Origin of the sequence: Paenibacillus sp. FSL P4-0184 (genome assembly GCF_038004625.1) — a bacterium.
In the GTDB taxonomy this organism is placed as follows: domain Bacteria; phylum Bacillota; class Bacilli; order Paenibacillales; family Paenibacillaceae; genus Paenibacillus_AQ.
This window is the reverse complement of the sequence record NZ_JBBORN010000001.1, coordinates 1,898,046-1,911,900: the sequence shown is the minus strand read 5'-3', so window position 1 is coordinate 1,911,900 and position 13,855 is coordinate 1,898,046. Positions and strand designations below refer to the sequence as shown.

At 42.9% G+C, this 13,855-nt stretch carries 9 protein-coding genes; all 9 read left to right on the top strand.

Features of this window, described 5'->3' with window-relative positions; genetic code table 11:
* Positions 1-50 precede the first annotated feature (50 nt).
* The 9 genes from MKY52_RS08125 (at position 51) to MKY52_RS08085 (ending at position 13,780) form a co-directional block, all read left to right on the top strand.
* Entirely contained in the window at positions 51-1,718 is a 1,668-nt protein-coding gene (locus tag MKY52_RS08125; RefSeq protein ID WP_341053369.1) for a DUF4091 domain-containing protein, read from the top strand.
* Between the two features lie 54 nt (positions 1,719-1,772).
* The gene (locus tag MKY52_RS08120; protein ID WP_341050904.1) at positions 1,773-3,533 is read left to right on the top strand and encodes a glycoside hydrolase family 35 protein; all 1,761 of its coding nucleotides are present in this window, start codon (positions 1,773-1,775) and stop codon (positions 3,531-3,533) included.
* A 232-nt stretch (positions 3,534-3,765) separates the two neighbouring features.
* Positions 3,766-4,911 (top strand): glycoside hydrolase family 88 protein, encoded by a 1,146-nt coding sequence (locus tag MKY52_RS08115; protein WP_341053368.1) that lies wholly within the window; start codon positions 3,766-3,768, stop codon positions 4,909-4,911.
* A gap of 7 nt (positions 4,912-4,918) precedes the next feature.
* Positions 4,919-5,776 (top strand): DMT family transporter, encoded by an 858-nt coding sequence (locus MKY52_RS08110; protein ID WP_341050901.1) that lies wholly within the window; start codon positions 4,919-4,921, stop codon positions 5,774-5,776.
* Between the two features lie 46 nt (positions 5,777-5,822).
* Positions 5,823-7,328 carry a CehA/McbA family metallohydrolase gene (locus MKY52_RS08105; protein ID WP_341050898.1) on the top strand — a complete coding sequence of 502 codons (1,506 nt, stop codon included), beginning with the start codon at positions 5,823-5,825 and terminating at the stop codon, positions 7,326-7,328.
* A 426-nt stretch (positions 7,329-7,754) separates the two neighbouring features.
* On the top strand, positions 7,755-9,143 hold the full coding sequence (locus tag MKY52_RS08100) for a sugar phosphate nucleotidyltransferase (protein WP_341050897.1): 1,389 nt from the start codon (positions 7,755-7,757) through the stop codon (positions 9,141-9,143).
* Entirely contained in the window at positions 9,140-11,200 is a 2,061-nt protein-coding gene (locus MKY52_RS08095; RefSeq protein ID WP_341050895.1) for a glycosyltransferase family 2 protein, read from the top strand. Before MKY52_RS08100 ends, MKY52_RS08095 begins: the two co-directional genes overlap by 4 nt.
* A gap of 29 nt (positions 11,201-11,229) precedes the next feature.
* Positions 11,230-12,771, top strand: a complete 1,542-nt coding sequence (locus MKY52_RS08090; protein ID WP_341050892.1) for a glycosyltransferase family 39 protein — start codon at positions 11,230-11,232, stop codon at positions 12,769-12,771.
* 325 nt (positions 12,772-13,096) lie between these two features.
* Positions 13,097-13,780 (top strand): Crp/Fnr family transcriptional regulator, encoded by a 684-nt coding sequence (locus MKY52_RS08085; RefSeq protein ID WP_341050889.1) that lies wholly within the window; start codon positions 13,097-13,099, stop codon positions 13,778-13,780.
* Positions 13,781-13,855 lie beyond the last annotated feature (75 nt).

Genomic DNA, 13,855 nt, shown 5'->3' with positions numbered 1-13,855 from the left:
TGCCGGGCTTATCCTTTTTACCAATTCATATGGGGGGAAAAGAAGTGGAAATGTTGAATAGAGCTGCACGGATGGAAACAAGATGTATCAGTTCATTAATCAAGGTATTTGCTGATGAAGAACTGCATGCACCAACTCAACTTAGAGGCTCGGCACTACTTGGTGAATCCTATTCTTTCCAGGTTGCATATCGGGCAAATGTACTTATGCGGTCGCTTCAAGTTCGGGCCGAGCAATCCGAGTTGGGGCCCAATATCACTGTGCGAACTGTAGAGCTAGTGCCTGCTAATATGGTGAGCTATCACGATGCAGATGAACATGTCTTAAGAAGTACGCCGGGTCTTTATCCAGATGCGTTAATTCCGTTCGATACGAATCGGGGTTTAACTGGTTATCCGAATCAATGGCGCTCAATATGGATCACTGTTGAGGTACCGCTCAATGCTAAGGCGGGATTATTTGATATTTGTATCCAAATCGCAAATGATAGCGGCGAACTAGTAAGTGAGGAAACATTTACGCTGGAAGTGATCGCGGCAACATTGCCGGAGCAGTCGCTTATACATACGGAATGGTTCCATGTAGACTGCTTGGCTACCTACTATAAAACCGACATATTTAGCGAGTACCATTGGCAGTTGATTGAGCAATACATCCACACCGCGGTGAAACATGGAATGAATATGATTCTAACCCCTTTATTTACACCTCCGTTAGACACGGAGATCGGGGGAGACCGCCCAACCGTACAACTTGTTCAAGTAGAGCGGACAGGAGAGAAGTATAACTTCACTTTTAAACGATTAAAGCGCTGGATAGAGCTGTGTGACCGCAGTGGAATGAAATATTTTGAGTTCTCTCATCTATTTACACAATGGGGTGCCAAGCATGCACCAAAAGTAATGGCTATGGTTGATGGTCAATTAAAGCAACTATTTGGATGGGATACCGATTCTAAAAATCCGGAGTACACGGGATTCCTTACGTTATTTTTACAAGAACTTTTAGCGTTTGTTAAAGAAAATCATTTAGAACAGCGAGTTTATTTCCATCTATCGGATGAACCGAATCTTGCGGACATGGATACTTATCGTGCAGCGAGTGAACTTATTAGGCCAATTCTAGAAGGTTTTCCGATCATTGATGCGCTCTCTGAGTATGAATTTTATGAAAGTGGTTTAATTAAGCATCCGATTCCAGCGAGCAATGGTATTCGACCATTTCTGGATCATGGCGTAGAGGGGCTATGGACTTATTATTGCTGTGCCCAATACAAGCTCGTTTCTAATCGCTTTCTTCATATGCCGTCATCACGCAATCGTGTACTCGGGATGCAACTTTACAAGCTAAAGCTTAAGGGATTTTTGCATTGGGGTTACAACTTCTGGTATGCGCAGTTCTCGAAGTATCCGATTGATCCATTCCAAGTGACGGATGCAGGAGGTGGATTCCCAGCGGGCGATGCATTTTTGGTATATCCAGGCGCTGAGGGGCCGATCGAGTCAATCAGACTGGAGGTGCTTACGGAAGCTCTGCAGGATTTTCGCGCACTTGAGCTACTTGATCAGAAAATCGGAAGAGAGGCAGTAATCGCTTTATTGGAGGAGGGCTTGGAGCAAGAATTATCCTTTGAAGTATACCCACAAGAGGCGGAATGGTATGTCCGTAAGCGTGAAGAGATTAATCGTCTCGTTGGCGAGAATTCATGCTCAGAATAGTAATGACAGGTAGTAGGGGCTTACATCGAGTTCATGAGTAAAGGAGTATGTAATATGGCATCATTCACAGTGCAAGGAGATCAATTTATTTATGAGGGTACACCCCTAACGATTGTGTCAGGAGCGATCCACTATTTCCGTGTAATTCCTGAGTATTGGAAGGATCGTTTGAGCAAGCTGAAGGCTTGCGGCTTTAACACGGTAGAAACGTACGTTGCATGGAATATTCATGAGCCTCAGGAAGGTAAATTCTGTTTTACGGGTATGGCCGATATCGTGACATTTATCGAAACAGCAGCAGAGTTAGACTTACATGTCATCGTACGTCCAAGTCCTTATATCTGTGCGGAGTGGGAGTTCGGTGGAATGCCGGCGTGGCTCCTTGCCGAGGATGGGATGCGCTTGCGCTGCTATGACGAGGCATTTTTATCTAAGATAGATTCTTATTATGATGTGCTGCTGCCGAAGCTGAAGCCGTTGTTATGTACGAATGGCGGTCCGATCATCGCCATGCAGATAGAGAACGAGTACGGAAGCTATGGGAATGACCTGAAATATCTTGAACATATACGAGAGAGCATGATCTCACGCGGGATGGATGTCCTGCTGTTCACCTCAGATGGCCCGGAAGATTTCATGCTGCAAGGCGGTATGGTTCCAGGAGTTCTTGAAACCGTTAATTTTGGTTCGAGAACGGAGGAAGCCTTTAATAGTTTGAAGCAGGTGCAGCCGGATAAGCCGCTAATGTGTATGGAGTATTGGAACGGGTGGTTCGATCATTGGAACAAGCCGCATCATACGCGAGATACACAGGATGCTGTGCATGTGTTTGAGGATATGCTTAAGGCTGGCGGATCGGTTAACTTTTATATGTTTCATGGCGGAACGAACTTTGGATTCTACAATGGTGCCAACAATCATGGGACATATGAGCCGACGGTAACTAGCTACGACTATGATAGCCCACTGACAGAATGGGGAGACGTTACGGAGAAGTACCTTTTGTTGAGGGAGCTTATTGCAAAATATTTCAATACGAAGCTAATGCCGCTTCCTGAGCCTGTTCGCAAGATGGGGTATGGCAGTGTTCAGATGAAGCCAGTTGCACCGCTGTTTGACCTACTGCCAGTGCTGTCGACACCTGTGCAACGGACTTGCCCAGAGCCGATGGAGAAGCTGGGGCAGGATTATGGCTTCATTTTATATACAACGAAGGTTTCCGGTCCTAGACAAAATTGTTCACTGGTCTTGCAGGAGGTACATGATCGTGCGCTCGTATTCCTCGATGGAGAGTATAAGGGGGTTATTGAGCGTTGGGATCCGCAGCCGATTGAGTTCCATGTACCAGAGGGCGGAGCTGAGCTTCGTATTCTAGTAGAGAATATGGGCAGAACGAATTATGGACCGTATTTAAGAGATGATTGTAAGGGAATTACCGAGGGTGCGAGATTGGGATTTCAGTTCCTATTTGATTGGACGATTCATAGTCTACCCCTGGACAATATCGATTTACAACATGAACCTGTTGTTAATGTTGAGGAAGGAAAAGAAGGACCTGCATTTTATAAGGGCTCCTTCCATATTGAGCAAGAGGCAGATATCGCAGACACCTTTCTAGCACTTAAGGGCTGGACAAAGGGAATTGTATTCGTAAATGGCTTCAATCTCGGACGTTATTGGGAGGCAGGACCGCAGAAGACGCTTTATGTTCCAGGGCCACTGCTGCGTGCGGGTGAGAATGAGATTGTTGTGTTCGAATTGCATGGTACGAAGGACCTGCAAGTTACACTTCAGGATCAACCGGACTTAGGGTGACATTACTATGGGTTCAGTAGGAGGAGACCTTGAATGGGCATCAGAAAGAGACGGATTTCAATTATAGTAGCATTCTGTATGACATTCCTACATCTTGGTTGAGCATGTGAAGACATTCAAGGATATGGACAATCATTGGGCTAAGGAAGATGTAGACTATCTAGTGAGGCTGCTGCAGTTCTGCAACGAATGCTTCGCTGAGATGAATGGATCGTGGAAAGGGTGTAAGGACATGTGGAAACATGCAATTGAAGATGCAATGGAGAAGATCAAAAATAATGTGGAGCGTTTCGGAGATCGCTTCCCACATGTCAGTGTTAACGGCAGGTATGAATTGAACAATAATGATGATTGGACAAACGGGTTCTGGAGCGGAATGCTGTGGCTGTGCTACGAGTATTCTGGCGACGAGGCTTACCGTGAGGCAGCACGCCTTACGGTAAAAAGCTTCAAGCGGAGAATGGAACAGAACATCGTTCTTGATCATCATGACATTGGATTCCTCTATACGTTATCCTCGCAGGCGCAATGGGTGGTGGAGCAGGATGAGGAATCAAGAGAATTGACACTACAAGCGGCAGATGTACTCATGCGTCGTTGGCGCGAGGATGGACAGTATATTCAAGCTTGGGGACTGTCTGGTGATGCACAGCATGGGGGACGAATGATCATTGATTGTCTCATGAATCTCCCGCTATTGTTCTGGGCTTATCAACAAACAGGGGAAGAGTGTTATCGTCAGGTTGCAATTAAGCAAGCTGATCAAAGCCTGCGATATCTTGTGCGTGGGGATGATAGCTCATACCACACGTTTGTGTTTGATACGGAAACGGGTGAAGCACTTGGCGGAGCGACACATCAAGGATTTACGAACGGATCTACATGGGCTCGTGGTCAAGCATGGGGTATTTATGGCTTCTCACTTGCTTACCGTCACACAGGATATAAAGTTTACTTGGATACGGCGAAGCGTATGGCATCCTATTTTATTGGGCAACTGCCAGAAGATTATGTGGCTTATTGGGACTTTGATGCTCCGGTTAATGCGAATACGTATCGAGACAGTTCCGCTTCAGCGATCGTCGCAGCTGGCTTGATCGAGCTGCTAAGTCTTCTTGACGATACAGACCCCGATCGCGCTGAGTTTGAGGAGAAGTTTGAGCTGACGATGACCTCACTCGTTCTTCATTATTCAACTATTGGTGAAGAAGGAGCCGAGGGATTATTAAAACATGGGTCCTACTATGTACGAGGAAATGTAGCTCCAGATGATTATATGATATGGGGCGATTACTTTTACCTTGAAGCACTGATACGTTTGGAAAAAGGAATAAAAGGATACTGGTACGAGTCAAAACCTTTACAAGAAACTCGGTGATTAAACAATGACAACTATCGCACTCATACTCGTGTTAGCATCTGGTTTTACGCATTCAATATGGAATTTGTTTGCGAAACGTAGCATGAACAAAGATGTGTTCCTATGGATGATTAATATCCCGTGTTTTTTGCTGCTTACTCCATATCTGATTGAATGGCTAGTAAGCAATACGATTCCATTGAAAGCTTACGGCTTAATACTGCTATCTATAATGCTGCAGAGCGGGTATTTCATACTACTATCGAAGGCGTATCAGTTCGGTGATATTTCGCAGGTTTACCCGATTATGCGTGGGACAGGAGCACTGCTCGTTCCTGTCCTAAGTGTACTTATGTACAGCGAGTCCCTATCCATCTTCGGATGGGCAGGTTTAATGCTTATTATTTATGGAATGATCCGCATCGGTGGCTTTAAGCTGAATCGAACAATGCTGCAAGATAAGAAGTATATGAAGGGTCTTATGTATGCTCTTGGGGTTGGTTTATGCATAACAGGCTATACCCTGACAGATAAGAACATATTGGAATTCATGCCACCGCTTGCATTACTGGCCCTGTGCAACATTGGCTATATGCTTGTTCTAACATTGCCTGCCTTGCGCTCGAAAGCGGTCAAGACGGAGTGGAAGATCAATAAGGGGCCGCTTATAGTCGGCTCCATTTTATCGCCAGGATCTTACTTGTTATTCTTATTTGCTATGAATCTAGGCCCTTTAGCACATCTGTCTCCGATCCGGGAGATAGGCACCGTCTTCGGAACACTGCTAGGCATAATAGTCTTGAAGGAACAGCAGGGTAGAATGCGGGTCATGATGTCGATTGCGATTACGGCAGGGATAATTATTATTGGAACACTTGGATAGATGAAGAATTGTACAACTAAACTTGGAATGTCGAGGGTGGCTAACTATGAATAAAGGACAAATTTCCGTTAAGCTGGAACAGAATAATACCTACTTCCCGATTGAGGCTGACGAAGAGTACGAATGGTTCGCGATTCGATTTACTTATGAGAAGGAGAAATCGTGGGGACGATTACATTTGTTTGATTCGGAAAAACATATTCGATTCTGCTTCCTGGATGGTGGAAACGAGCGGCTCATTGTCGTTCATAACCAGCCGGAATTAACGAGTTCAATAGCGGTGCCAGGGCCACTTATGACCGGCACATGGATGCTTGAAGTTTCAAATGAAGAAGGCAGAACTTTTGAAGCTGAGTGGGAATTTGGTTGTGGCACATTGCCAGACGAGTATGTATCGGCGCAAATTCAGGGTGAACGTGAGTATTGGAACAGCGGCAAGCTGAATGCTGGCTTCATAATGGAAAACTATGACTGGGCGAAGATATGGCAGGCAGGAAGCCGTTGGTACAAGGGGGATTTCCATACGCATACCGTGTTGTCCGATGGCAAGATGACTCAGCTTATGAATCGTGAGCAGGCACTGAAGCAAGGTATGGATTTCTTTGTAGCGACAGATCACAATGTAATGTCTACATCTTGGGCTAAAGGAGATGCGCTCGTCATTCCAGGTGTAGAGGTAACAGCTGGCGACGGACACTGGAATGCACTTGGACTTCGAAAATGGATCGATTGGCGAGCAACCTCACCGGATGGAGGCCTAACCACTCAGCAGGGTATGGATCGATTGATGAAAGAGGCGGCAGAGCTGGGGGCGATTTGCTCAATTAATCATCCGATGCTGACGCCATGGGCTTGGCTATACGAAGAGACGCAGTTGGAGGGAGTACATTCCATGGAAATATGGAATGACCCGACCTTTTCTCCTAACAATGTAGCTACCGAGAAAGCATTGCAGTTATGGACAGCAAGCTGGAATGAAGGCTACCGCATTACAGGTATTGGCGGCTCTGACTCACATATGCTTCCAACTGAGAGCTATGATGATAGCCCAATTCCTTCTTTAATCGGGGATCCTGCTACGTATGTGTGGTGTGATGATCTGAGTGCAGATGCAGTATTAGAAGGTGTGCGAAATGGGCATGTTTATGTATCGCGCGGTCCAGTGATTGAGGCATCGATTCAAGCTGGTGGTAATACTTATCGCTTCGGCTGTGACCTGTCTGCTGCATTCAGTCAGGAACAAGGAGAAATAGCATCTCATGAGGTGACTTGCACATTAAGCGTAGCAAGTGATGTCAACGCTCAAGTGACACTGATCCACAACGGAATTGCTGAATCGGTAAGGGATGTATCTATAACGGCCACAGGAGAAGTACCTGAGGTGCTGGAATGGAATATAGCTTTAGAAGAGGGAACGTATAACTGGTATCGCTTTGACATTCGTGATGAAGCGGGGACGCTGCTCGCCTTTACGAATCCAGTTTATTATGGTTCTAAGAAGCCGCAGATCACAACTTATAACGAGCTCTTGGCAAGTGCGAACCTGACGTGAAAATAGATGCTGCATTTATTGTTGAAGCTAGCGGATAAGACAATTTTACAAACCGTATACACGTAAATAGGCTACCCAGGTTCTGAGCTCAGGTGAATTGTGATTTCGCATAGCTACAATTCGGGTCCGCCATGCAAAACCACATCAGCAAGAGGATGTGGTTTTTGCTTTATTTACAATCTCTAGGGTCCTTGTAACAATTTGACCATATTTTTTTGTATAATAGGATCCTTTTTTTAAGGAAAATGTAGAATTCTAGTATTTGGAAGGTTAATATGTTAGATTATGTATGAATTATCTAGATGTGATTACGGCTATTTGCCATTTTGGATGAGTATCGTCAAATAAACTAGATTAATAGTGCTGCCTTTAGGTTCCTTTCATTGAGATATTTGATCTTTCATTAATAGCTAGAAGGAGAATACTATGAAAATAATACTTTTATCTGGCGGATCTGGAAAGCGATTATGGCCGTTGTCAAACGACTATCGTTCGAAACAGTTTATAAAGGTAATGAATAGTGATAATGGCATTAATGAAAGTCAAACTTCAATGATTCAACGAGTATGGAACAACTTAAAAAAGTATGATCTTGCTTCTTCGGCGGTAATTGCAGCAAGCAGGGTGCAGCAAGAGGTTATCGAATCTCAACTTGGCGATGATGTTACTCTGGTGCTCGAGCCCGTTAAGAGGGACACTTTCCCAGCAATATGTCTGGCATCGAGTTTTTTGCATACAAAATGGAATGTGAACGAAGATGAGGTAGTTGTAGTCATGCCTGTCGATGTTGAAGCGGATGAAGACTTTTTTGCTGCTATTAGGCAGCTTGCGCTTGAATTTGAATCATCGACAGCAAATATAGGGCTTATTGGCTTGAAACCGACACATCCTTCAGAGAAGTTCGGTTATATTCTTCCTGATTCTTCAGATGAAAATGCAGCTTTGTTAACAATTGACCGATTTGTTGAAAAGCCTGCTTCAGACGAAGCATCACAATTGATTGCTTTGGGTGCGCTATGGAATTGCGGGGTATTTGTTTTCCGCTTAGGCTATCTACTTCAATTATTGGATGCGTCACAATGGCCTAGGCAATACGAGGAGCTTCTTACTCAATATCATACGATGCCTGCCATCAGCTTTGATTATGAAGTGGTTGAGAAGGAAAGAAACGTTGTCGTGAAACCGTATGAAGGAAAATGGAGTGATCTGGGAACTTGGGATGAATGGACAACCACGATGCCAAGTTACTTGAATGGAAAAGGTATTCTAAGTGAGGATAGTGTAAATACACATATCGTCAATGAATTGCAGATCCCAATCGTTGTGATGGGGATTTCCAATGCAATTATCGCGGCCAGTCCAGACGGGATTTTGTTCGCGGATAAAAAACTCAGTCCCAAGCTTAAGGAGCTAATAAAGCCCATTTCTGCAAGGCCTATGTACGAAGAAACCCTTTATGGATGGTACCGTGTGATTGATATAGAGAAAAATGAGATGGACCAGCAAGTAGTTACGAAGCGAGTGCATGTGTGGGCTAGAAAACATATTAGCTACCAAATTCATAAGAAGCGCGATGAAATATGGACGATTATTAGCGGAAATGGGGATGTCGTTGTTGATGAGCAACGGTTTACTGTGAGTTCAGGGGATGTGATTCATATTAAGTGTGGATCGAAACATGCAATTAGAGCAATAGATAGCCTTGATCTGATTGAGGTTCAAATTGGTGTTGAAGTTAGTGAAGAAGACATAACAAGATATGACTACGACTGGGAAGAGCACAGGCTCCTAAGGAAAGGAAGAATATTCGTATGAAGCCTGTACGTATTGGGGATGCACTGTTGAGCGAAGGCTTAATTACGAACGAACAGCTGCAAGAAGCTATCGATTACCAGACAAGATTTGGCGGTCGCCTAGGCGATATTATTATGAAACTAGAAGGTGTGGATCGCGAAGCGATTCAATTATTCACTCAGCAGCTTCCAAGCAAAGGACGACTAGGTGAAATGCTGGTGAATACAGGGCAGATTACGCAAGAACAGCTGGATCAAGCTCTTTTGTTTCAACAGAAAAGTGGAGGTATTCTGGGAGATATTTTGTTATCGTTCCGTTTTATTGAACCTGATCAGCTATATCGGGCCATTGCCACTCAGAATAATATGGGTCGTATCGGCGTGGAGTTTTCATTTGAGCAGGAGCATAAATTGCCAGAAACGATGGCCCGTGCTTATAATGCGATTATTTTAAATAGACATTTCAACCGGTACTTGGTAGCGGTGAGTAGCATTCTATCTCAGGAACAGGTGAGGGAACTAGAAAGATACCTGGACAGCCCGATTGAACAAGTAATGGCAACTAGAGACGAGATGGAATTATTCTGGAAAGAAGTTTACGTCGAGGAGCTCATGTTGGAAAGTACGGATAAGCTTATAGCCGAAAAACCAGAAGATTCCGCACATATTACGTTTACGAAAAGACAAACCATTGGATTACTTATATCCGGTGTATTATTTGTGGGCGGTTTGATATGGGATTGGCTATGGACATTAATCATATTTAACATCGTTGTTCAAATCGGATATTTATTGATGTCGGTCTTTAAATATTCCATTTTAATCTACGGGGCAAAGGAATCAGCTCAGCTTAGGTACACGGAGGAAGAAATTGCAGCTATAGATGAGAGAGCCTTGCCGGTATATAGCATACTGGTTCCTATCTATAAGGAAAGCAATATCATTCCACAGCTTATTCGAAATATTGAAAACTTAGATTATCCTAGATCGAAATTGGATGTCAGGCTGCTAATTGAAGAGGACGATGTCGAAGCCCAGGAATTGCTGAGAACGTTCAAGCCTCCATCTTACTTTACGGTGCTTGTTGTGCCGCACAGTCTGCCCAAGACTAAACCAAAAGCTTGCAACTACGGTCTTATACGGGCAAGAGGAGAATATGTAGTTATCTATGATGCGGAAGATCGTCCGGATCCGGATCAACTGAAAAAGGTATACCTTGCCTTTCAGGCGAGTCAAGAAAATGTTTGCTGCATACAGGCAAAGCTTAATTATTACAACAGCAATCAAAATCTGCTAACCCGCTGGTTCACTCATGAATATAGCATGTGGTTTGAATTGCTTCTGCCAGGAGTAATGCAACTGGATATTCCAATACCTTTGGGAGGCACTTCAAATCATTTTAAGACGGATGTATTGAAGAAAATTAATGCGTGGGATCCGTACAACGTGACGGAAGACGCGGATCTTGGAGTTCGACTATATAAAGAAGGATACAAGACGGCTATTGTTGATTCCAGAACATGGGAAGAAGCAACAAGTCGAGTAGGCAACTGGATTAGACAGCGGTCGAGGTGGATTAAGGGCTATATGCAAACATGGCTTGTCCATATGCGTAATCCGGTTCAGCTTTGGCGTGATCTCGGAGCAAAAGGCTTTTTTGGCTTTCAAGCGATGGTGCTTGCAACTCCCATGCTTCCTTTATTAAACCCTATATTTTGGACAATGCTGTTGTTATGGTATTTGGCGAAAGTGGAAATCATACCTCTATTTTTCCCAGGTCCAATTTATTATTTTGCCGCATTTGAATTGTTTATTGGCAATTTTATTTTTGTATATAGTCTTACTGTTGGTATTTACTGGGTAACTAGAGATTTACATAATAAAGGAAATAAAGTATTTTCATTTTCACTTATCAAATACACATTGTTGACGCCGATTTATTGGGTGTTGATGAGTATCGCAGCAATTAAGGCGGCAATCCAACTCGTCACCAAGCCATTTTATTGGGAAAAAACGACTCACGGACACGCTACAATGGATACACATCATGCAAATTCAAAAATGGATACATCGATGTAGGCCAACAAATAAATGGATAGGTGAATTGAATGTCAGTTACATGGAAACGATCAAAATATATTATCTTTTTTTTGGTTTTGTTACTAGAGTTGGGGGTAGGATATTACCTAACATCCATTTATGGATTTATGTCGGGAGACGCTTCAAGCCGTGTAGCTAATGCTTTCTATGTCCTTTATAGTCGTGGGCCGAGCCTTGCAAATATTGGGTTTGTCTGGAATCCTCTCCCGAGTTTTATGGAGATGATTTTACTTGTTTTTTATCCCCTATTCCCAGCACTTGCATCAGAAGGATTAGCTGCCGTTATCGTTTCCAGCTTATTTGCTGCTCTAACTGTAGCGTTATTAGTAAAGGCTGGAAAGCAATTCGGTTTGAACAAATGGTTAAGCATCATCTTTGCACTGCTTTACGCTTTTAATCCGTATATTTTTTATTATGGAGCTAATGGACTAACAGAGGTTATCTTCATTTATTTCATTAACATAGCTGTGATCCAAATGCTGCTCTGGATGCATAAAGATGGTGCAAGACCTTTGGTCATAGCAGCCATTGCAATTGCATTTGCTTTTTGGACACGTTACGAAACTGTATTTTTTGGGGCAGCACTAGCAGTAGCGGTCCTTATCTGGATAATGCAGACCAAAAAAGAATTAATGAAGGAGCGGTTGCAGCAAGTCGAGGGAACGTGGATTCTTCTATTAACGCCGGTTGTTTTCTCAGGATTGTTATGGATTTTCTTCAACTATACAATTATGGGGGATGGATTTTACTTTCTGACATCCAGCTACGGGAATTTAGGACAAGCTACCTTATTAATGGAAGATGAGAAATTTACTTCGCTGGTTAATAACCCTATTTCTACTTTAATTTTCGTTGCGGAGCGTTTATGGTATTTCAGTATACCGCTCATTATCATATTTGTGATGCGTATCATAGAGCGGCGAATATTCAGATGGGATTTTCTCATGCTGCTTATACTTGCACTCTCAATACCTTCGATGCAAGTTATTCTTTTGCTAAGGGGAGGGACTGCAGCGTGGATTCGATACTACATGTATGTATTTCCGATCGTTGTTGCGTGGATTCCTTACGAGATTAGCAAAATGAGATTTCGTAAAGTAGGATCAACCCTGCTCATTATTGGGATGCTTATAAGCGGAGTAGTCATGGGTATGATGATGAATAATCCGAAAATCGCATCCGATGAATTTGAGGCTTTCCGTCAAAATAAGCTGTTTGAAGAACAACAAGCTGGCGCAGCGGTAACAGCATTCATTAATAAAAACGTGCCTAACCAGATGATTCTTACAGACTCATTCAGCAGCTTTAGAATTATTATGGGCAGCAGCAATCCTAAGAACTTCGTTATAACAAGTGATGATGATTTTGTAGAATCGCTTGAAAATCCTGCAGTGCATAACATTGATTTTATCCTGCTTCCAAACCCGAAAGCCGTTTTGTCCATAGATGGAGTGAACCAAAAGTATCCGGATCTCTATGAAAATGGAGCAGAGTGGACTACATTGTATCAAGAGTTTAATGGTTATTGGAAACTATATAAGGTGAAGTAGGCTTGAAATAATGAATCCTTCACCTCCTAAGTCCTAAGCTATCATCAACAACAAATCCCCTCGCCTCTACCCAAAACCACATCCGCATGAGGATGTGGTTTTTTGCTTTCTATGACCTGTCTAAAGACTTGTAGAAAAGCATATCCTGCCAGGATTATTAATCCATAAAATGTAAAAATGTCACATGATAATTTGATGACTACAGTCACTATTTATCTTAATTTAAAAGTATTACAATAAAGAATGGTCCTAAAGATCTAAACTTTTGCTAGAGTTGAAGCCTAATAGAAATTATAAATTGATACACTGGAGGCTGCTCTTAAAGATGAATCCACAACTGTTACGAGATTTCCCGTTCTTCGAACATCTCGATGATGAGTATTTAGCTGAAATTTCCAAGGTATGTAGCGAACGTACTTATATAAAAGGAGAGTCTATTTTTTTTGAAGGTGAAGAGGGAGAGGAACTCTATCTGGTTATATCTGGAGTTGTTCAAATCTATCAAGATAACCATTCTAGGGATGTAATCCTTTCTATTTTTAGAGAAGGTGATTTCTTTGGAGAGATGGCTTTATTGCAAAATGAAAGAGCACGTTCTGCGTCTGCAAGAACCATTGAGAAATCCACCTTATGTATTCTGAAAAAACGTGATTTCATACCCTTATTAAAAAGTATTCCGGAAATACTAATCGGCATTTTGGAAACAGCGTTAGATCGTCTACGTGATGCCAATAAATTAATAACAGACTTGACCGTTATTGACGTGCGTACGCGCATTGCTCGCGTGTTGTTGCGTCTAACAGAACAGCATGGAGTGCCCTCTGATGAGGGTGTTCTAATCGATTTGAAGCTGACGCATCAACACCTGGCGGATATGACAGGAACGGCGCGCGAGACCGTGACAAAATCATTACTTGGATTACAGGATGAGCAGTTAATACGTATTGATCAGAGGAAAATACTCGTGTGCAACATAGATAGACTTAGAAACATACTTGATGTAATTTGAGTCCGACTATTTGGAAATTGTAATTGGGGTTACAGACCATTAATCATCCAAAATGATATAACAATATTAACAAAG

Bases quoted from the DNA above. Each gene is read 5' to 3' on its own strand.
- MKY52_RS08110 (WP_341050901.1), top strand. From the start codon at position 4,919: ATGACAACTATCGCACTCATACTCGTGTTAGCATCTGGTTTTACGCAT.
- MKY52_RS08120 (WP_341050904.1), top strand. From the start codon at position 1,773: ATGGCATCATTCACAGTGCAAGGAGATCAATTTATTTATGAGGGTACA.
- MKY52_RS08090 (WP_341050892.1), top strand. From the start codon at position 11,230: ATGTCAGTTACATGGAAACGATCAAAATATATTATCTTTTTTTTGGTT.
- MKY52_RS08085 (WP_341050889.1), top strand. From the start codon at position 13,097: ATGAATCCACAACTGTTACGAGATTTCCCGTTCTTCGAACATCTCGAT.
- MKY52_RS08125 (WP_341053369.1), top strand. From the start codon at position 51: ATGTTGAATAGAGCTGCACGGATGGAAACAAGATGTATCAGTTCATTA.
- MKY52_RS08100 (WP_341050897.1), top strand. From the start codon at position 7,755: ATGAAAATAATACTTTTATCTGGCGGATCTGGAAAGCGATTATGGCCG.
- MKY52_RS08105 (WP_341050898.1), top strand. From the start codon at position 5,823: ATGAATAAAGGACAAATTTCCGTTAAGCTGGAACAGAATAATACCTAC.
- MKY52_RS08095 (WP_341050895.1), top strand. From the start codon at position 9,140: ATGAAGCCTGTACGTATTGGGGATGCACTGTTGAGCGAAGGCTTAATT.
- MKY52_RS08115 (WP_341053368.1), top strand. From the start codon at position 3,766: ATGTGGAAACATGCAATTGAAGATGCAATGGAGAAGATCAAAAATAAT.